General features: G+C 68.3%; 18 protein-coding genes and 1 pseudogene. 12 read left to right on the top strand and 7 right to left on the bottom strand.

The window, feature by feature from the left end; all coding sequences use genetic code 11:
• Positions 1 to 90: 90 nt before the first annotated feature.
• The 5 genes from CCS01_RS07710 (at position 91) to CCS01_RS07690 (ending at position 6,798) form a co-directional block, all read left to right on the top strand.
• Positions 91 to 1,188 carry an alanine racemase gene (locus CCS01_RS07710; protein WP_204848174.1) on the top strand — a complete coding sequence of 366 codons (1,098 nt, stop codon included), beginning with the start codon at positions 91 to 93 and terminating at the stop codon, positions 1,186 to 1,188.
• A gap of 136 nt (positions 1,189 to 1,324) precedes the next feature.
• The gene (locus CCS01_RS07705) at positions 1,325 to 1,795 is read left to right on the top strand and encodes a TspO/MBR family protein (protein WP_239992049.1); all 471 of its coding nucleotides are present in this window, start codon (positions 1,325 to 1,327) and stop codon (positions 1,793 to 1,795) included.
• Positions 1,796 to 1,948: 153 nt separating this feature from the next.
• The gene (locus tag CCS01_RS07700) at positions 1,949 to 4,321 is read left to right on the top strand and encodes a phosphoketolase family protein (protein ID WP_104518247.1); all 2,373 of its coding nucleotides are present in this window, start codon (positions 1,949 to 1,951) and stop codon (positions 4,319 to 4,321) included.
• Positions 4,322 to 4,415: 94 nt separating this feature from the next.
• Positions 4,416 to 5,060 (top strand): ankyrin repeat domain-containing protein, encoded by a 645-nt coding sequence (locus tag CCS01_RS07695; protein ID WP_146101604.1) that lies wholly within the window; start codon positions 4,416 to 4,418, stop codon positions 5,058 to 5,060.
• Between the two features lie 1,447 nt (positions 5,061 to 6,507).
• Positions 6,508 to 6,798 (top strand): hypothetical protein, encoded by a 291-nt coding sequence (locus tag CCS01_RS07690; RefSeq protein ID WP_104518245.1) that lies wholly within the window; start codon positions 6,508 to 6,510, stop codon positions 6,796 to 6,798.
• On the opposite strand, the gene CCS01_RS07685 is transcribed toward CCS01_RS07690, so the two are convergent.
• Complete coding sequence (locus CCS01_RS07685) at positions 6,784 to 8,289, bottom strand: chondroitinase-B domain-containing protein (protein WP_104518244.1); 1,506 nt, start codon at positions 8,287 to 8,289, stop codon at positions 6,784 to 6,786. The two genes, CCS01_RS07690 and CCS01_RS07685, sit on opposite strands and share 15 nt — an antisense overlap.
• Positions 8,290 to 8,461: 172 nt before the next feature.
• Here CCS01_RS07685 and CCS01_RS07680 point away from each other — a divergent pair, with 172 nt between their 5' ends.
• The 3 genes from CCS01_RS07680 (at position 8,462) to CCS01_RS07670 (ending at position 11,887) form a co-directional block, all read left to right on the top strand.
• Positions 8,462 to 9,472, top strand: coding sequence for a right-handed parallel beta-helix repeat-containing protein (locus CCS01_RS07680; RefSeq protein WP_146101603.1), 1,011 nt, complete (start codon positions 8,462 to 8,464; stop codon positions 9,470 to 9,472).
• 65 nt (positions 9,473 to 9,537) lie between these two features.
• Positions 9,538 to 10,518, top strand: coding sequence for a right-handed parallel beta-helix repeat-containing protein (locus CCS01_RS07675; protein ID WP_104518242.1), 981 nt, complete (start codon positions 9,538 to 9,540; stop codon positions 10,516 to 10,518).
• Positions 10,519 to 11,155: 637 nt separating this feature from the next.
• The gene (locus CCS01_RS07670; protein ID WP_104518241.1) at positions 11,156 to 11,887 is read left to right on the top strand and encodes an ATP-binding protein; all 732 of its coding nucleotides are present in this window, start codon (positions 11,156 to 11,158) and stop codon (positions 11,885 to 11,887) included.
• Positions 11,888 to 12,603: 716 nt separating this feature from the next.
• Here CCS01_RS07670 and CCS01_RS07665 read toward each other — a convergent pair.
• From CCS01_RS07665 to CCS01_RS07655, 3 genes are read right to left on the bottom strand one after another with little or no spacing between them, the layout of a single operon-like run.
• Entirely contained in the window at positions 12,604 to 13,110 is a 507-nt protein-coding gene (locus tag CCS01_RS07665; protein ID WP_104518240.1) for a GNAT family N-acetyltransferase, read from the bottom strand.
• On the bottom strand, positions 13,107 to 14,333 hold the full coding sequence (coaBC, locus tag CCS01_RS07660) for a bifunctional phosphopantothenoylcysteine decarboxylase/phosphopantothenate--cysteine ligase CoaBC (protein WP_239992048.1): 1,227 nt from the start codon (positions 14,331 to 14,333) through the stop codon (positions 13,107 to 13,109). The genes CCS01_RS07665 and coaBC overlap by 4 nt, the downstream gene beginning before the upstream one ends.
• Positions 14,321 to 15,100, bottom strand: coding sequence for a class I SAM-dependent methyltransferase (locus CCS01_RS07655; RefSeq protein ID WP_239992045.1), 780 nt, complete (start codon positions 15,098 to 15,100; stop codon positions 14,321 to 14,323). The genes coaBC and CCS01_RS07655 overlap by 13 nt, the downstream gene beginning before the upstream one ends.
• On the opposite strand from CCS01_RS07655, the gene mutM reads away from it, so the two are divergent.
• Positions 15,099 to 15,938, top strand: coding sequence for a bifunctional DNA-formamidopyrimidine glycosylase/DNA-(apurinic or apyrimidinic site) lyase (gene mutM, locus CCS01_RS07650; protein ID WP_104518248.1), 840 nt, complete (start codon positions 15,099 to 15,101; stop codon positions 15,936 to 15,938). The two genes, CCS01_RS07655 and mutM, sit on opposite strands and share 2 nt — an antisense overlap.
• Positions 15,939 to 16,156: 218 nt before the next feature.
• Positions 16,157 to 16,672, top strand: coding sequence for a hypothetical protein (locus tag CCS01_RS07645; protein WP_104518238.1), 516 nt, complete (start codon positions 16,157 to 16,159; stop codon positions 16,670 to 16,672).
• A gap of 370 nt (positions 16,673 to 17,042) precedes the next feature.
• Here CCS01_RS07645 and CCS01_RS07640 read toward each other — a convergent pair whose 3' ends face one another.
• A complete protein-coding gene (locus tag CCS01_RS07640; protein WP_104518237.1) occupies positions 17,043 to 17,480 on the bottom strand; it encodes a Uma2 family endonuclease in 438 nt (145 codons plus the stop codon).
• 304 nt (positions 17,481 to 17,784) lie between these two features.
• On the opposite strand from CCS01_RS07640, the gene CCS01_RS07635 reads away from it, so the two are divergent.
• Both CCS01_RS07635 and CCS01_RS07630 read left to right on the top strand, forming a co-directional pair.
• On the top strand, positions 17,785 to 18,228 hold the full coding sequence (locus CCS01_RS07635) for a DUF29 domain-containing protein (protein WP_104518236.1): 444 nt from the start codon (positions 17,785 to 17,787) through the stop codon (positions 18,226 to 18,228).
• Entirely contained in the window at positions 18,165 to 18,425 is a 261-nt protein-coding gene (locus CCS01_RS07630) for a helix-turn-helix domain-containing protein (protein WP_239992043.1), read from the top strand. Before CCS01_RS07635 ends, CCS01_RS07630 begins: the two co-directional genes overlap by 64 nt.
• A gap of 323 nt (positions 18,426 to 18,748) precedes the next feature.
• Here CCS01_RS07630 and CCS01_RS36000 read toward each other — a convergent pair.
• Together CCS01_RS36000 and CCS01_RS07620 are read right to left on the bottom strand one after the other, a co-directional pair.
• A pseudogene (locus tag CCS01_RS36000) lies at positions 18,749 to 19,114 on the bottom strand (Uma2 family endonuclease); the annotation flags it as partial.
• Positions 19,115 to 19,130: 16 nt separating this feature from the next.
• Positions 19,131 to 19,334, bottom strand: a complete 204-nt coding sequence (locus CCS01_RS07620) for a hypothetical protein (RefSeq protein WP_104518234.1) — start codon at positions 19,332 to 19,334, stop codon at positions 19,131 to 19,133.
• Positions 19,335 to 19,529: the final 195 nt, after the last annotated feature.

Below are 19,529 nucleotides of genomic sequence, written 5' to 3'. Positions count from 1 at the left end.
AGCCCGCCCCGTGCCGCCGCGTTTTCCCCCACGCCACGCGCCGCGTCCGGTGCTACCAATTGACGATCACCCCGACCGGACGCCGCCGCCATGATGCTCGCCGACTTGCCGACCCCCTGCCTTGTGCTCGACCGCACCATCCTGGCGCGCAACATCCGCGGCATGGCGAAGGCGCTGGAGCGGCTCGGCGTGCCGCTGCGCCCGCACATGAAGACCGCCAAGTCGATCGAGGTCGCCCGCATGGCGCTGCAAGGCCAGCCCGGCGGCATCACCGTCTCTACCCTGGCCGAGGCGGAGTACTTCTTCGGCCACGGCATCACCGACATCCTCTACGCCGTCGGCATCACGCCGCAGAAGCTGGACCGGGTGGCGGCGCTGAACGCAAGCGGCGCCCGCATCATCGTCCTCACCGACGACCCGGGGATGGCGGACGCGATCGCGGCGCGGCCCGAGCCGGTGCGGGCGCTGATCGAGGTCGACAGCGGCGAGGCGCGCGGCGGCGTCCACCCCGACTCGGATCTGTTGATGAACCTCGCCGCCCGCCTGGGCCCGCGGCTGGCCGGGGTGATGACCCACGCCGGGCATTCCTACGCCGCCCGCCGGGTGGCCGAGATCGCCGCCATCGCCGAGGCCGAGCGCGGCGCCGTCGCCCACGCCGCCACCCGCCTGCGCCACGCCGGCCATGCCGTCGAGATCGTCTCCGCCGGCAGTTCGCCCACCGCCCGGCATGCGGAGAACCTCGCCGGCGTCACCGAGATGCGCGCCGGGGTTTACATGTTCGGCGACCTGTTCCAGGCGGAGATCGAAACCCACGCCATCGACAGCATCGCCGTCACCGTGCTGGCCAGCGTCATCGGCCACCGCCCCGGCCGCGTGCTGGTCGACGCCGGCGGGCTGGCGCTGTCGAAGGACCGCAGCACCGAGGCGACGCCGCACGACTACGGCTACGGCCTGGCGCTGGACCTGGACGGTCAGCCCGGCTACGGCAACGCCACCGTCGTCAAGGCCTACCAGGAGCACGGCGTGATCGCCGCCGATCCCTCCCGGCCAATCGACCTGCCGGTTGGCGGTAAGTTGCGCATCGCCCCCAACCATACGTGCATGACAGCGGCGGCGCACGACCGCTATTTTGTCGTCGACGGCGACCGGCAGGTCGTGGCGGTCTGGCACCGCGTCAACGGATGGTAGGCATGTGCGTTGGAAGCTCTTGCCGATGCGCTGAACAGTTGTATTAGACAGGGCGGCGGAAGCCGCAGGTCCAGAAAGGAGCCGTGTTTTCCAGCAGACTGGCCCTCATGACTGGGGTTCGTACCCGGGGTCGTCCGTGCCGGTTTCCCCCGTGCTCGCACTGGTGGGGTTCATCGGGCTGTGCCTGCTGGTTGATGCTGTCAGCGGAACGATGGCCGCCCATGCGCTGCCGCGCTGGTACGCCCGGCTGAACGCCCCGCCCGGCACGCCGCCATACTGGCTGTTCGCCTCGACCTGGACCGCGCTCTACGTCATGGTCGGCATTGCCGGCTGGCTGGTGTGGAAGCAGCACGGCGCGGCGCGGCCGTTGCGCCTGTGGGGCTGGCAGCTGGCCGCCAATGCGCTGTGGGCGCCGGCGTTCTTCGCCGTGCACAGCCCGGGGCTGGCGCTGGGCGTCATGGCGGTGATGCTGATTCTGATCGGCCTGACGATCCGGGCCTTCCGCTCGATCCGGCAGGCCTCGGCGATGCTGATGCTGCCCTATGGCGCGTGGTGCCTGTACGGCGCCTACCTGAACGCGGGATTCTGGGCCCTCAACCAGACGTGATCAGGTGCCCCGGCGATTATTGCCGGGCATTGATCTTTATTCGTCGCGGCGGCCATCGTGACGATACGTTCCGTCGTCCTATCCGTGTCCTGATGGCCGCCCGGCCATGACCACCACGCCGCACCGTCCCAACGTATCAGGAGTCAGCCCGACATGGATCAACCCATCGCGACCCCCCTGACCGCCGAACAGGTCGACCGCATGACCCTGTGGTGGCGGGCCGCCAACTACCTCTCAGTCGGCCAGATCTACCTGCTGGCCAACCCGCTGCTGCGCGAGCCGTTGCGCATGGAGCACGTCAAGCCGCGCCTGCTGGGCCACTGGGGCACCACGCCGGGGCTGAACTTCATCTACCTGCACCTCAACCGCATCATCCGGGACCGCGACCTGACGGTGCTGTTCATCGCCGGCCCCGGCCACGGCGCCCCCGGCGTGGTCGCCAGCACCTGGCTGGAGGGCACCTACAGCGAGACTTATCCTGAAGTATCGCGCGACGGCGAGGGCATGTACCGCCTGTTCCGCCAGTTCTCGTTCCCCGGCGGCATCCCCAGCCACGCGGCGCCGGACACGCCCGGCTCGATCCACGAGGGCGGCGAGCTTGGCTACTCGCTGTCGCACGCCTATGGCGCGGTGCTGGACAACCCGGACCTGATCGCCGCCTGTGTCGTCGGCGACGGCGAGGCCGAGACCGGGCCGCTGGCGACCTCCTGGCACGGCAACAAGTTCCTCAACCCGGCGCAGGATGGCGCGGTGCTGCCGATCCTGCACCTTAACGGGTATAAGATCGCCAACCCGACGGTGCTGGCGCGCATTCCGCCCGCGGATCTGCACGCGCTGATGACCGGCTGCGGCTACGACCCGATCGAGGTCGCCGGATCGGACCCGGCGGTGATGCACCAGGCGCTGGCGGCGGCGATGGACCGGGCGTTCGACGCGATCCGCCGGATCCAGCAGCAGGCGCGGTCGGGCGACGGCAAGCTGCTGCCGCGCTGGCCGATGATTATCCTGCGCAGTCCGAAAGGCTGGAGCGGCCCGAAGACGGTGGACGGCAAGCCGGCCGAAGGCAACTGGCGGGCGCACCAGGTGCCGTTCACCATGGAAAAGCCTGAGCACCTGGGGCTGCTGGAGGACTGGCTGCGCAGCTACCGCCCGGAGGAGCTGTTCGACGAGGCCGGCCGGCCGATCGCGGCGATCACCGGCCTCGCCCCGGTGGGCGGGAAGCGCATGAGCGCCATCCCGCAAAGCAACGGCGGCCTGCTGATGCGGCCGCTGCGGATGCCGGATTACCAGGACTACGCGCTGGATGTGCCGGAGCCCGGCGGGGTGAAGGGCGAGTCCACCCGGGTGATGGGCGCCTTCCTGCGCGACATCATGAAGTGCAACGCCGAGACCCGCAATTTCCGCGTGTTCGCGCCGGACGAGAACAACTCCAACCGCCTGAACGACATCCTGGAGGTGACCAACCGCGCCTGGGACGCCGAGACCGTGCCGAACGACGACCACCTGGCGCCGGACGGGCGGGTGATGGAAATCCTCAGCGAGCACACCTGCCAGGGCTGGCTGGAGGGCTACCTGCTGACCGGCCGGCATGGCCTGTTCTCGTGCTACGAGGCGTTCATCCACATCGTCGATTCGATGGTCAACCAGCACGCCAAGTGGCTGAAGAGTTCGCGCGCGATTCCGTGGCGGCGGCCGATCGCGTCGCTGAACTATCTGCTGACGTCGCATGTGTGGCGGCAGGACCACAACGGCTTCAGCCACCAGGACCCGGGCTTCATCGACCACGTGGTGAACAAGAAGGCCGACGTTGCCCGGGTCTACCTGCCGCCGGACGCCAACACGCTGCTGTGGGTGACCGACCACTGCCTGCGCAGCTGGGACCGCATCAATGTCATCGTCGCCGGCAAGCAGCCGGAGCCGCAGTGGCTGGACATGGAGTCGGCGATCAAGCACTGCACCCAGGGCATCGGCATCTGGCCGTGGGCGAGCAACGACCAGAACACCCAGCCGGACGTGGTGATGGCCTGCGCCGGCGACGTGCCGACGCTGGAGGTGCTGGCGGCGGTGGACCTGATCCGCCACCTGCTGCCCAACCTGAAGGTGCGTGTGGTCAACGTCGTGGACCTGATGACGCTGCAGCCGAAATCGCAACATCCGCACGGCCTGACCGAGGAGGATTTCGACGCCCTGTTCACCACCGACAAGCCGGTGATCTTCGCCTATCACGGCTATCCGATGCTGATCCACCGCCTGGTCTACAAGCGCACCAATCACAAGAACTTCCACGTTCGCGGTTTCATGGAGGAAGGCACCACGACGACGCCGTTCGACATGGTGGTGCGCAACCGGCTGGACCGCTTCCACCTCGTGGCCGACGTGATCGACCGGGTGCCCGGCCTGAGCGCCCGCGCCGTCTACGTGAAGCAGGCGATGCGCGACAAGCTGATCGAGCACGAGCAGTACATCGTGCGCGTCGGCGCCGACATGCCGGAGGTTGCTGACTGGCGGTGGCCAGCCCGGGGGTAACATGTCCGGATAAGATGTCGGGATGAGATATCGACGGACCGGACCGGATGCTGCTAGTAACCTGCCCAAAGGTTAAGCATTGATGGACCATGGCATGAACAAGACTGCCGGGCGACGCCTCGCCGCACTGGCTCTGGGCGCCACGCTGAGCGTGACGATGGCTTCCGAAGGATGGGCGCAGATGCTCCCGGGCATGCCGCCCATGCCCGGGACGGGCGGACTGGGCCAGCAGCGCGGCCCGAAAGCCGAGCCGGACAACAAGTCGGCCGAGGCTCCGGCGGACGTGTTGCCCGGCGCCAGGGCCCGGGTGCCGGCGGCGCCGAAAACCAAGGCGTTCAACGACATGCAGCCGACGGATGCGCTATTCGACGCCATCAACCGCGGCGACATCGCCTCGGCGCGCGACGCGCTGAGCCGGGGCGCGGACCTGAACGGCGTCAATGTGCTGGGCATGACGCCGATGGAGCTGTCGGTCGATCTCGGCCGCAATGACATCACCTTCCTGCTGCTGTCGCTGCGAGGCGAGGACAGCGGCCGCGGCTCGCGCGCCATGGCCCATGCGGATGCCGCGGCGGCGAAAACGGCGCAGGCCAAGCCGGGGAAGGCCGGCCGCGGGAGGCCGCAGCGGGACGTGGTGGCAAAGACCGTGGCGACGCCGAAGCTGTTCGCCGAGGATGGCGGGACGCCGCAGCCAAGCGCCGGGTTCCTGGGATTCGGGTCGCACCCGTCATCGAACTGAGAGCTTTGACTGAACTTGCCTTGGGTTGTGGAGCGCCGGTCTTGGGGTTGGAAGCCGGCGCGGCGTGGCCTGCGTGGATGAGCGGGGCGGGGGGCTTCTGTTCCGGTGTGACCGGGGGTCCGGAGTGGTGCCTCATCGGCGGGGACAGCGTGGTTGATGGCGTATTTTTGTTCGCACAGAGAATGAGCTGAGGGGTGCGGAGGGCCGCGGAGGATCAGGGGGTCGTCGCGCGGCCCGGTGCGGATGGCGTTGTCGTCTCTCTATCGTCATGGCCGGGCGTGTCCCCATGCGTATCAGGATAGAGCGACGGTTGGAGAACGGCCTTTCCCTGATCGTCATGGCCCGGCTTGTCCTTACGGGATGCACACATCTCGGAAACGGTCCGCTGCCGTCGTGGCCCCTACTGTCGCGGCCGGTGCTGGGTTCACCGGCGGCAATCAAGCGAACACGGAGTTGCACGGCGTTCGCACGGAGTTCCACAGAGAAAGGGAATACGGCGCTTCGCGCGAAGCGCATGAAATCCTCGGAAGCTGCCACAGGGGCGACCCTGTTGCGGGCGCCCCGGAAGACTCTGCGCAACTCCGTGCCAACCCCGTGCAACTCCGTGTTCGCTTGATTGCGGTGGCAATCCCGATCCCGCCCCATCCCAATGGGCAGGATGCCCCACACCGGATGTGCGGACCGCACCACGGCGACCCGGCCCGGTACCTCCTCAGCCGGTCGCTTGCCAGCCAAACGCGTCTCGGCGACCAAGCGGCAACGTTCCCAGGCATTGGGCGAGCTCCTGGTTTTGCGGTTGTTTCCGGGATGTGTGCATGCGGTAGGGCTTGTCCGGGCCATGACGAGGGGGAACGGCACGCGCCGCCAAATCTTTCTCCGGCCGCCGTCTTATCCTGATACGCATGGGGCGTGTCCCGGCCATCTGCGCACAGACGGTGTGGGTGGCTGGCCGGGACACGCCCTACGCAATGCACACATCCTGGAAAAGAGTCGGAAATGACCGTAAAATCAAGTGCTTGCCTGGGCGCCGAGAGCGTTCCCCCATCGTCATGGCCCAGCTTGTCCGGACCACCTGTCGCGGCACAAGTGCTGGAATAGGTGGCCCGGACAAGCCGGGCCATGACGAAAGGGAAACGCAGCGGCGGACCGTTTCCGAGATGTGTGCATCCCGTAGGGACACGCCCGGCCATGACGGAGGGGCAACGGACCACGCGCCTATCTTCCGCCATCGCGGTGCCGGCGCCGTGTCCTGGCGACTTCCCGGCGCCGGACCGCCACGACGCACACCACCGCCCCCTTGCCCTCCGCCCGCGCTTGCCGCAGCCTCTCCGCCATGCGCACGTCGCCGATGCCCGCCCTGATGCGTCAAGTCTCCCCCGCCCCGGGCCGCAGCCCGCCACCTGTGGCCGGACGCGCCGGTCTTGCCCTGCCGCGGGAGGCCTGAGCCATGGATCTCCCTGACTTCCGCGCCTCGCTCACCGCCGCCGCGCCGCCGGCAGCCGCCTCGCTGCCGCTGCAGGCGCTGTGGTGGGACGCCAAGGGCGACTGGAACCGGGCGCACGAATGTGCCCAGGCGGATCGGGGGGCGATGGCGGCGCTGGTGCACGCCTACCTGCACCGCAAGGAGCCCGATCCGGCCAACGCCCGCTACTGGTACAACCGCGCCGGCCGCCAGCCGGCCACCGCCAGCCTGGAGCAGGAATGGGCGGCGCTGGCGACCGAGCTACTGGCCGCGTAGGCATACGGCGTAGTCCTCGAACGCCCCCGGCAGTGCCTTGTCGCCGCGCGGGTTGCCACACAGGTCAACCCGCGGCTCGGGGTCCGGCACGCTGTCCGGCCGCGTCCGCCAGGCCAGGTCCAGCACCGCCGGGTCGCGGTAGTACGCCCGCTGCGGATGCAGCCCGGCGAACAGGTCCAGCAGGAACGGAATGTCATTGTCCCAGCTGCGCAGCGACGCCCGGTCCCGCTTCTTGATCGCGCCGTCGACGATGTTGTCGGTCACGGTGGCCGAGGACTGGACGAACCGCAGGTCGATGCCGGCGGTGTCGATCAGCGTGTTGTGGTCCACCGTCGAGCGGCCCGCGCGGTTCACGTAGATCCCGTCGTCGGAGCAGAACGCGATCAGGTTGTCGCGGATCACGCCCCCCAGCTGCTCGAAGCCGGTGCGGCCCTTGAGGCGGCGCAACGCCATCCCGGTGCCGCCGCCGCCCAGCGACAGCCCGACGCGCTGGCCCGGCACGGTGCGGATCTTCCACTCGCAGATCACTGCGTTGCGTTCCAGGACATTGTCCTCGCCCTCGCCCTTGACGAAGGCGCCATAGGTCGACCCGCCGGTGTGGTCCTGGCGGATGAAGTCGGTGATGACGTTGCCGCGGATCACCCAGTCGCTGGCGGCGACGAGATCGACCGGGGTGACCGGGTTGGCGGTGACCCGCGGCGCGCTCTCGGTCATCGTGTTGCCCTCGACCAGGCCGCCGTCGGGGAACACGCCGTTCTCGGCGTTGATCTTGATGTGGGCGTTGAAGTCGGTCATCAGGTTGTTGCGGATCGTGGTGAACCCGCCGGCGCCGACGACATGGAATGCATGCTCGCACTGCGAATGATCGGCGCAGACCCCACGCAGGCTGAGGTTCTCGAACCGCCAGTACGGCGCGGAGACCTTGAACGCCTGCACGGTGTCGGACTCGATGACCACGTCGCCCAGCCGCGCGGCACGCAGCACGATCGGCGCGGCCGCGGTGCCCGGCTGGGTGATCCGGATCGGCCCGTCCGACAGGCGGTACTGCCCGGGCTGGATCTGGATCACGTCGCCCGGCCTGGCATCGGCCACCGCGGCGGCAAGCGCCTGCAGCGACGCCACCGTCCGCAGCGGCCCGGCCGGAACCGCGCCCGAGCGGTCCGCCGACGCCCCCAGCGACGCCGGCAGCGCCACCGGCCCCGCCACCGCCAGCCGATCGGCGTGGGTCAGATAGCGCGCGGTGGCCCGGGCGGCGGCGCCCAGCACGGGAAGCCCGCTGGTGGCCGGGCGCCGCAGCTCCGCGGCCCATTCCCGCGGCGTGCGATCCATCCGCCACAGCACGACGCCGCCGGCCAAGGCGCCCAGCACGGCCAGGCTCGCCACCGGCCACAGCAGCCGACGCGCCAGCGATCGTTTTTTCAGGCGCACGGCCGGGTTCGTCCCAGGCCGGTAATGTGTCGGCTCCGATCGTGTGGTGGCGGGATCGGTCATAAAGCGTAATCCTTGCGCTATGGCGGCCTGCGGCCGCGGCCCCGCTAGCACAAACCCTGCCTGATGTCTGCTGCATCGTCGCCGATCGGCTGCGGCACTGCAACGGATTGTATTTCAGACTGGCCGGACCGGCAGGCAAGCAGTTATGACGGGCGCGGCAGGAATGCCGACGATGGTTCTGTATAACAACAAGGTGACCGATATGCCGCTTCCGCAATGCCTGCCGCGCCGCGCCGGGCTCCGTTTCCTCAAGGCCGCCGCCGCGCTTGCCGTCGCCGGCCTCGCAACGGCCTGCCTGCCCGTGCCCGGGGTCGCCGCCACGCTCGAAGTCGGCCCCGGCAAGACCTATGCCATGCCGTCCGCCGCCATCGCCGCGGCGCAGGATGGCGACCACATCGTCATTGCCGCGGGCAACTATTTCGATTGCGCCTTTGTCAAGGCCAACAACCTGACGATTGAGGGCGCCGGACCCGATGCCACCGTGATCACCGACAAGGTCTGCGGAGGCAAGGCGCTACTGGTGATCGATGGCAACAATACTACCGTGCGCAACCTGACGCTGACGCGCGCCCGGGTGCCCGACTTCAACGGCGCCGGCATCCGCGCCGAGGGCGGCAACCTGACGATCGACAATGTCAACTTCGTCAACAACCAGGACGGCATCCTGGCCGCCAGCATGCCGGGCAAGACGATCATCGTCCGCAACAGCCAGTTCCTGCGCAACGGCGCCTGCGAGCCCGGTCACGGCTGCGCCCACGGTCTCTATGTCGGCCAACTGGCGCTGCTGCGCGTCGAGCACTCGAAGTTCTTCGAGACGAAGCATGCCCACCACATCAAGTCCCGCGCGGCGCGCACCGAGGTCATCGGCTGCGACCTCGCCGACGGTCCCAACGGCAATTCGAGCTACGCGGTCGAGATCCCGAACGGCGGCGCCGTCGTATTGCGCGACAATCACATCGAGAAAGGCCCGAAATCCGAGAACCATACCGCCGCGCTGATGATCGGCACCGAGGGCATCACCCAGCCGACGCCCGAAATCCTGGTGGAACACAACACCTTCGAGGTCGACGGCAACTACAACTCCTACCTGGTTGACAACATGACCGCCACGCCGGCGGAACTGAAGGGCAACATCCTGAAGGGCAACGCCAAGGCGCTGCACGGCGACGGGGAGGTGCAATGAGGCGCCGCCCCGCTCGGCTTCGCTGCGGTCGACTTCGCTGCGGCCGACTTTGCTGCGGGCTGGCTGTGCTGGCGCTGGCCGCCGGCGGCCCGGCCGCGGCGCGGACCCTGGCCGTCGGCCCGGGCCTGGAATTCGCCGCCCCGAGCGGGGCCGCCCGGGCGGCGAAGGACGGCGACATCGTGACCATCGCCCCGGGCAACTATTTCGACTGCGCCATCTGGTCCGCCGGCCACCTGACCATCCAGGCCGCCCGCCCGGGCGTGGTAATCACCGACAAGACCTGCGCCGGCAAGGCTGCCTTCGTGATCGACGGTAACGGCGTCACGGTCAGCGGCCTGACCTTCCAGCGCATCCGCGTCCCCGACGGCAACGGCGCCGGCATCCGCGCCGAGGGCCACGACCTGACGGTGCGCGACAGCCGCTTCATCAACAACGAGGTGGGCATCCTGGACGGCGTCCGCGGCGGCAGCCTGGTGATCACCGGCAGCACGTTCAGCGCCAACAAGGGCGGCTCGCCGGAGCATCCGCTGCCGGCGGTGCTCGCCGGCGGGCTGGACCTGCTGCGCATCGAGCGCTCGGTGTTCGAGCCGGCGCGTGGCGGCCTGCATGTCGTCTCCTCGGCCCTGCGCACGGACCTGGTGGACGACCGCCTGTCGGACGACGGCGGCGGCATGAGCGGCCCGCTGGTGTCGATCGCCGGCGGCACGGTGACGCTGACCGGCAACACCGTCGACCTCGGCCCCGGCGCGGCCGATCGGCCCGGGGCGGTGCTGGTGTTCGGCGACGCCGCGGCGATCACGCTGCGCGGCAACACCCTGGTCGAGCCCACCGGCGCGGTGCCGCTGCTGCGCAACTGGACCGGCATCGACGTCACCGCGGACGGCAACGACGTTCCCGCCAACGCCGTGGCGGTGTCGGATGCCGGCTCGGCCTACCACCGGCTGCGCAGCCGTGCCGCGGCGCTGCGGGCGGCGGCATGGAACGCGGCGCGGGCCGCGCGGCATCAGGTGGCGACCCTGGCCCGCATGCTGAAACTGCTGCCCTGAAACTGCTGCCCTGAAACTGCTGCCCTGAAACTGCTGCCCTGACGCTCCGGCGGCCGGCCCGGTGGCCGGCCACGGGGTTCACCGGTGACGGCCGCTTTCGCGGCAAATCCCCGGGCCACGCGGAATTGCATATTGTTTTTTTGGAAACCAGTTAGGCCGTGGAGGCGCACTTCCCGCGCGCCTGCCTCCGGGTTTCGCGTATCGCCTGCTGGTCACGCCAGCCGTCGGGTAACGCATGAACGCCGGCGCAGCGGCGCGTAACGACGGCGTTCATGCCAGATACTGAAAATATTCCGTCAGACTGACGTTAAACCCGCGTCATTCTGCCGGTAACGATTGTTTTCGGCAAAACTCTCAAACTTTTAGTTGACCGAACGCAGCATTCTGTCCGAACTGCGTGCAATACCGCCATCTCGGCACTAAGTTAAGGTTTCGCACTAATTTCGATAAATTACAACTAATTTACCTGCTGACCTGAAATATATTGACGTGGGAAATTTTCCCGACTAACGGCATACTTATACTGAGTTCGTATTAAGCCGTTTGTCGGCCTTCGCATGACAATGAGTATTTGGTTGTATCTATGATATCATCTGCACCGCTACACGCTGACACCATATTGGATGAGGCAACTGAGATGTCCCACGTCGCCTCCACGCTGAAACCGCGGCGGTCTTTCATCAGTCTTCCTGTACAACCGGACGTTGCCGAGCCCGGTGCAGCATCGACGCAGCCCAACGCCGATCCCGGCAACGAACTCGATCTGCGCCAGCTTCGCCACCACACGAAAAACGCGCTGCAGCGCATCATCGGCCTGATCGCCGAGATCCCCGGCCTGCACGACACGCCGGCCGGGGAGTTGATCGCCCACGAACTCGAGCATCGCATCCGGCTGTCGGCGACCATCTCCAACGCGCTGTTCGGCCTGACCGAGGCGCCCGGCTCGATGGCCGATCGGCTGCGCCAGCTGGCCGGCGCGATCGTCGACATGATGCGCGCGACGAACCAGATCGTCCGCGTCGGCGTCTCGGTGCGCGGCTGCTGTCCGCCGGCCTTGCAGGAGGCGGTGATCCGCGGCGCCAACGAACTCATCGGCAACGCCGTCAAGCACGGCCTGAAGGGCCGTCCCACCGGGCGCATCCTGGTCCGCCTGGTTACCGAGGGCGCCATCACGACGCTCAGCGTCGTCGACAACGGCTGGGGCTGCCGGGGCACGCCGCGCCAGGGCGAGGGCCTGTCGCTGGCCCGTGGCTTCGCCGAGCGCCACGGCGGCACTCTGCGGCTGGAAAACCTCGACGGCACCGTCGCCACCATGCAACTGCCGCACGAGGACCTGGCGCAACATCAGCCCGATCGGATCGCTTCCTGATCCGGCCGGGCCTTCATCGCCATGGGGGCGGACAACGACTTGCCCTGATACCGGCCGGCGGAGAGTCCGGCCCCATCACCCGCGCTATTGCGACGAGCGGCAGTGTTGTTCCCGGCGCGCCAGGGCAGCGGCAGAGGCTGGATTGGCGACCGCATTTTAACACGGAGAACGCGAAGGGCCACGAAGGGTGTGAACGAGTCAGCCAATGATGCGGCGCAGACCGAGCGTCAGGTACAAAGCATAAACCGCTATGAGCAAGCCCGGTGACGCCGTGATGCGCCTTGATCGCCTGCCCGATAATGCGGTTCCTCCGGTCCCGAATAGCCAGCCAGGTCCGGTCTCTGTGGCGCTTCGTAGCCCTTCATCTTCCTCCGTGTTTACAGCAGACCGCAGGTCGATTGGGACACTGAGGCCCCCTGTCCTCATCGTCATGGCCCGGCTTGTCCGGGCCACCTATCGCGGCACAGGTGCTGGAACAGGTGGCCCGGACAAGCCGGGCCATGACGATGAGGGAGCGCCGTCGCCCTGTCTCAATCGACCTGCGGCCTGCTGTAAAATCAAGAAAGAATGAGCAGGCACGGGCGGTTCCGGAGGACGCTGCGACCGACTGCCACGGCTTCAGCCCCCGGTTTCCACGCCTTGCCGATGGTGGCCGGGGCAAAAGGCGGAGAACCTTCTGCCACACCCAACGGGATCGGCATTTCCGGCGCGCGGTACTAATCGAGCGGCAGCGCCATCAGTTCCTCGTCCAGCAGCGCGTCGCCAACGCGCAGGCTGCGCGGCTCCACGCCGTAGACGGTGAAGCCGGCGCCCAGGTACAGCCGGCGCGCGGCCTCGTTGCCGACAGTGACCGACAGCGTCAGCACCGCCAGGCCCTGCGCCCTGGCATGCGCGATCAGGGCTTCGGTCAGCGCCCGCGCCAGGCCGGTGCCGCGCCAGGGCGGGGCGACATAGACGCCGACGATGTGGCCCTTGTGCCGAAGCTTGATCCGCGGCGACACGGTCAGCCCGCCGGTGGCGACAAGCTGGTGCTGCGCGAAGCCGCCCAGCGTCACGCCCGGCCGCTGGCCGATGCGGCGGGACATGTCGGTGGTGCCCTCGTCCTCATACGCGGCGCCAAACGCCTCCGGATGGTCGCGCAGGGCCTGCATGCGCAGCGGGCGGTACAGCGGCAGGTCCTCCTGCCGCAGCGGCCGGATCAGCCAGGGGGCGCGGCCGCTCATGCCAGCGCCCCGTGCAGCGTTGCGACGATGCGCTGCGCCAGGCGGCGGGCGACGTCGTCCTTGGCCAGGCGCGGCCAGGTCTCGATGCCGTCGGCGGAGACGATCGACACCGCGTTCTCGGCCCCGCCCATGATGCCGGTGTCGGGCGAGACGTCGTTGGCGACGATCCAGTCGGCGTTCTTGCGTTTCAGCTTGGCTTGCGCGTTCTGCATCAGGTCGGAGGTCTCGGCGGCAAAGCCGATCACCAGGCGCGGGCGGAGGGGGCCGGCGGCGGCGATGGTCGCCAGGATGTCGGGGTTGGGCGTCAGGCTCAGCACCGGCGGCGCCACGCCGGACTGTTTCTTGATCTTGCCGGCGGATTCGTGCTCGACCCGCCAGTCGGCCACGGCGGCGGCGAACACCGCGACGTCGGCCGGCAGCGCGGACTGGCAGGCATCCAGCATCTGCCGCGCCGTCTCCACGCGGCGGACGGTCACCCCCGGCGGATCCGCAATGCCGACCGGGCCGGTCACCAATGTCACCCGCGCGCCGAGATCGGCCAGCGCCGCGGCGATGGCGTGGCCCTGCCGACCGGAGGACCGGTTGGCCAGATACCGCACCGGGTCTATCGGCTCGTGCGTCGGGCCGCTGGTCACCAGGGCGTGGCGGCCGGCCAGCGGATGCGGCGCCGGGGCCAGCAGCGACCCGATGGCGGCCAGGATCTCCGGCGGCTCGGCCAGCCTTCCGGGGCCGTACTCGTTGCAGGCCATCGCGCCCTCGGTCGGCTCGATCACTTGCACGCCGCGCTGGCGCAGCGTGGCGAGGTTGGCCTGGGTCGCCGGATGCAGCCACATCCGCACGTTCATCGCCGGCGCCACCAGCACCGGCTTGTCGGTCGCCAGCAGCACGGTGGAGGCGAGGTCGTCGGCCAGCCCGCCCGCCATCTTCGCCAGGATGTTGGCGGTGGCCGGCGCCACCACCAGCAAATCGGCGGCACGGGACAACTGGATGTGCCCCATCTCCGACTCGTCGGTCAGCGAGAACAGGTCGCTGTACACCTTGGATTCGCTCAACGCCTGCAAGGACAGCGGCGTGACGAACTGCGCGCCGTTGCCGGTCAGCACGCAGGTGACGCCACAGCCCTGCTTGCGCAGCAGCCGGATCAGTTCCAGCGCCTTGTAGGCGGCGATGCCACCCGAGACGATCAGCAGGACGCGCTTGCCCGCCAGCCTCAAAGACGCCACCCGGTGTGGATCGCCGCGATCCCGCCGGAGAGGTTGCGGTAGCTGACGCGGGACATCCCGGCCTTGCGCATCATGTCCGCCAGCGTCTCCTGGTCGGGGAAGGTGCGGATGCTCTCGGCGAGGTACTGGTAGCTGTCCTCGTCCTTCGCCACGTAGCGGCCGAGTCGCGGCAGCACCTTGAACGACCAGGTGTCGTAAATCGGCGTCAGTGCGGCGACGGTGACGCGGGAGAACTCCAGGCACATGAACCGCCCGCCCGGCTTGAGCATGCGACGCGCCTCACGCAGCACCGCGTCCTTGTCGGTGCAGTTGCGCAGGCCGAAGGACATCGAGACGCGGTCGAAGCCGCCATCGGGCAGCGGCAGCTTCTCGGCGTCGGCGACGGCGAAGCGGATGTCGCCGGTGAAGCCGCGGTCGGTGGCGCGGTCGCGGCCGACCGAGAGCATGGAGGCGTTGATGTCGGTCATCACCACCGGCCCGCCGCCCTTCGACAGCCAGCCGAAGGTGATGTCGCCGGTGCCGCCCGCGAGGTCGAGCAACTGGTGGCTCGGCCGCGGCTGCAGGGCGCTGATGTACACCTGCTTCCACACCCGGTGGATGCCGAGGGACATCAGGTCGTTCATCAGGTCGTAGCGTGTTGCCACACTGTCGAAGACAGCGCGCACCATGCCGGCTTTTTCCTCGCGGCGTACGGTACGGAAGCCGAAGTCCACGGTCGTTGTCGGATTGTCGCTCATGGCGAGGGTGTATAGCCTGGACCGGACCATGCCGGAACTCCCCGAAGTCGAGACTGTGATGCGCGGCCTGCAGCAGCGGCTGGAGGGCCGGGTGCTGCTGCGCGCGGTGGCCAACCGCCCGGACATGCGCTGGCCGCTGCCGCCCAGGCTGGCGCAGACGCTGGTGGGGGCGCGGGTTGTGGGGTTCCGGCGGCGGGGCAAGTACATCCTGATGCGGCTGGACAACGGCTGGTCGGTGCTGCTGCACCTGGGCATGTCCGGCCGCATGGTCATCGGCCCCGTCGGCGCCAATGCACCGGCGCTGCACGAGCACCTGGAACTGGCCACCGACGACGGCTGGCGCGTCGGCTTTGTCGATCCGCGCCGATTCGGCTCGGTGGACCTGGTGGAGACGGCGCGCGAGGACCAGCACCGCCTGCTGGCGGGGCTGGGGCCGGAGCCGCTGGAGGACGGGTTTACGGTGGCGGTGCTGGCGGCGGCGCTGGCCGGGAAGAAGACGCCGATCAAGGCGGCGCTGCTGGACCAGAAGGTGGTGACGGGGCTGGGGAACATCTATGTGTGCGAGGCGCTGTTCCGCGCCGGCATCTCGCCGTTGCGCCTGGCGCATACCGTGCCGGGCGCGCGGGCGCAGCGGCTGGTGCCGGCGATCAAGGCGACGCTGACCGAGGCGATCGCCGCCGGCGGGTCGTCGCTGCGGGACTACGTGCAGCCGAGCGGGGAACTGGGCTACTTCCAGCACGCCTGGAAGGTGTACGGGCGGGAGGGCGAGCCCTGCCCCGGCTGCCCGGGTCCGCCGGAATGCAGCGGCATCCGGCGGATCGTGCAGGGCGGGCGGAGCACATTCTATTGCCCGCGGACGCAGCGGTAGGGTCCGTCGTCACGGCGGGTGCAGGCCCGCGCCCGCCATCCACGGCTTTGCCGATATCAGCCCGCCCGGGGTGGATGGGCGGCCGGAGCTGTGCCGGGTGCCGGCATGGCCATCAGGCCGGGCGTGGCCTCTGTCTGCACTTTCTTGCAAGTTCCCCTTGCGAAGCCATTCCGCAAGGCAGTAACCAACGCCCCGTTGCAGGATATTACGGAGTCACAATGGACGCCACGACAAGGGACTGGCTGGTCATCGTCTGCTCGCTGGCGGGCCTGTGCGCGAATCTGACGATCTTGATCATTGTCTTCAAGGTCGGAACGCCGCATCGCGCGGTGAACTCGGTGCGGGCGGGCCGGAAGGAAGCCTACACCATCATCCTCGGCCTGGCCGCGCACGCGGGCGATTGCTTCAACAGTGCCCTGATACGGCAGAAGCTGCTGCGGTCCCGCCCCGACAACCCGGAAATCGGGGTCCAGGTCGACGAGGACCTTGCCAACGGCTGGGCCGCACTGGAAGAACTCGGCCACAGGCTCCAGGGCGAGCAACTGATCTGTTCGGAAAGCATCGTGGCGTTGTTTTCGGACGCAAGGAACAAGCATTTCTGGAATGCCGAAAGCCTGTTCCGGCTGCATGGACATGCGGCGCTGGATCTCGATGCGCTGAACAAGCAGACAAAGGACCTGGTTGCCAAACTCAAGCAGCGCTGCCGGCGTGAGATCGGCCTGACCGTGCGGTAAGGGCCGATTGGCGTTGGGTTCGGGGCAAACCGACGGCAGGTGGGGACGGGGCGACGGAAGGCCTTCCCGTCATGCCCGGCGCAGGCCGCATGAGGGTTGGCATAGCGGCGGCTGTTGCCGATTCGCCGTGCCGGCTACCCGGACAGCCTGCGTGATCGGGCAGAGCCGCCGGAACCGCAGACCATCTGTGTGCATCTGTGTTTCCGCTTATTCCGTAGAATGGACAAGCACGCTGCTTACCCGCCGAAGCACCGCCGCCCGGTTCGTGCCGCGCTGGGAGTGCCGGATTGGGGAAACACAGATGAACACGGATGAACACAGATGATGGCGGTGCGACCAGGCAGCCGCCGTGCCATCCGGCCCGCCGGGATCAGTCGAAGGCGACCCCGGCATAGACTTCGTCGAGCGTGAGGGCGATGCCGAATTCCGGCAGCCGGATGGGCCCGGTGGTGTCGGCCGGCGCCCGGTGCCACGCGCGTTCGCCCGGCTCGCGCCAGAACACGCGGGCCGAGCGGCTTTCCGGGTCGATGATGACATAGCGGAGGATGGAGGGGACCGACTCATATTCATCGACCTTGTCCGCCTCATCCCGGCGGCGGTTGTCGGGCCCCGGCGAGAGGACCTCGAACACCACGACCGGGGCCGGGACGGCGACCGCGGTCCGGGGCGGCGAGGAACAGGCGATGAAGGCATCCGGCTCGCGGAGCGCGCCACCGGCGGTTTCGATCGCATCCTGCGGGCCGTAGGTGTCGCAGGGGGATCCGGGCGGGAGCCCATGCGTATCAGGATAGGCGATCTGGCGGAGCAAGGTCTGCTCTCTATCGTCATGGCCCGGGCATCAAATCCTTCTCCATCAATCGCCCTGTCCTGATACGCATGGGGCGGGAGCCTGGGGCGGATGTTGCGGCCGATACGGTTGTGGGGGGCTTCGGGACGGCGGACGGATCATTTGCGTCACGTCCAGGATGAGACTTTGGACACCGCGACGACCCCACTGGATAGGGGGTGATGAACAACGCTGCCCAGCGCAAGCCAGGCGGCCTCGCTGCCTGCGGCGCGGCTGTTGACCCACTTGCGCTGCGTGCGCATATTGCGCACACAGGAGGCTCCCGATGAGCGATCTCTACGAGAAGGACTTCCACGCCTGGGCGAACGAGCAGGCAGCCTTGCTGCGGGCGGGCCGTTTGTCCAACGCGGACATCCTTAACATCGCCGAAGAGATCGAGAGCATGGGGCGCAGCGAGCGGAACCAACTGACCAACCGTCTTGCTGTGCTGATGGCGCACCTGCTGAAGTGGCAGTTCCAGCCCAACCTGCGCGGGAACAGTTGGCGGCTGACCATTCGCGAGCAGCGTCGCCGCATTGGCCGCGTGATGGCGCAGAATCCCAGCCTGACGGACAAGCTCCCCACCATTCTCGCCGACGCCTATGGCGACGCACTGCTGGCGGCGGAACGTGAGACCGGCCTGCCGGATAGCACCTTTCCGGGGACATGTCCGTGGCCGTTCGAGCAGGTGATGGACGACGGGTACTGGCCGGGGGACATTACACCGTGACGCCCGACCGGTTCCGCGATTGCCTTGCCGCGCTTGACTGGTCGCAGCGCGGGCTGGCGCAGCGGCTGGGTTTGCAGCCGACCACCGTGCGCCGATGGGCGGCCGGGACCGGACGGATTCCCGAGGAGGTCGCGCGGTGGCTGGAACGGGTCGCACAGCCGCTGCGACGCGAGCCAAGGCCGGGCCGGATGGCTTGAACGCGCCCATTGCTGTCACCGATCGGCTTTACCGGAGCAAGGCATTGATCGCGGATGCCGCCCGCAGCACGGTCCACGGATGCGGATTCGCCGGCAGGAACCGGCCGGTGGCGCCGGCCGCCGGGATCAGTCGAAGGAGACCCCGGCATAGACGTCGTCGAGCGCGAGGGCGATGCCGAATTCCGGCAGCCGGATGGGCCCGGTGGTATCGGCCGGTTCCCGGTGCCACACGCGTTCGCCCGGCTCGCGCCAGAACACGCGGGCCGAGCGGCTTTCCGAGTCGATGATGACGGTGCGGAGGACGGAACCGACTCGTATTCATCGACCTTGTCCGCCTCATCCCGGCGCCGGTTGTCGGGCCCCGGTGAGAGGACCTCGAACACCACGACCGGGGCCGGGACGGCGACCGCGGTGCGGGGCGGTGAGGAACAGGCGATGAAGGCATCCGGCTCGCGAAGCGCGCCACCGACGGTTTCGATCGCATCCTGCGGGCCGTAGGTGTCGCAGGGTGTGCCGTGCGGGAGCCTGGGGCGGATGGCCTCGCGGATTGCGCGGCCGATGCGGTTGTGGCCGACGGGTGTGGGGGGCTTGGGGACCGGCCGGGCGCCGTCGAACTCGTAGCGGGTGCCTTCCGGCTGTGTCTCGGCCCAGGCGAGGAACTGGCTTTGGCTCCAGACTTCGGCGTCGATACGGGGGCGGCGACGGTCACGCCACGGCCCGGAGCTGCACGAGCAGGCGTTCTGGTCGCTTCTTGATCAGGCACCACAAGTCCATCATCCAGCGAGCATCAGGGTGCTGTGCAAACTGATACGCGAAACACACGTGCCGAGCGACGCGGAATCGCGCCACGACTTCCTTCGGAACGTGATCGAGACGTTGGCAGGTAGCCTTGTATTCATCAGCATTCATTGGTTGCCCCTTGTCGCATCTAACGTAACCGGGAGTTCCCCCGGCTCTGCCGGGGAGGCAGCAGCAGTTTGACATTTGCGGGGGTAGGCCCCGGTTCGCCCATCAATGAAACTCTGGAGCGTGAGCCGCCAAAGCACACGCTGATGGAGTTCCATCAATGGACGAATTCGAGAGCCTAAATCACACCAAATGGGA

Origin of the sequence: Rhodopila globiformis, from assembly GCF_002937115.1 — a bacterium.
GTDB classification, from domain to species: Bacteria; Pseudomonadota; Alphaproteobacteria; order Acetobacterales; family Acetobacteraceae; genus Rhodopila; species Rhodopila globiformis.
The sequence above is the reverse complement of the archived record's forward strand: the minus strand, read 5'-3'. Positions and strand labels throughout refer to the sequence as shown.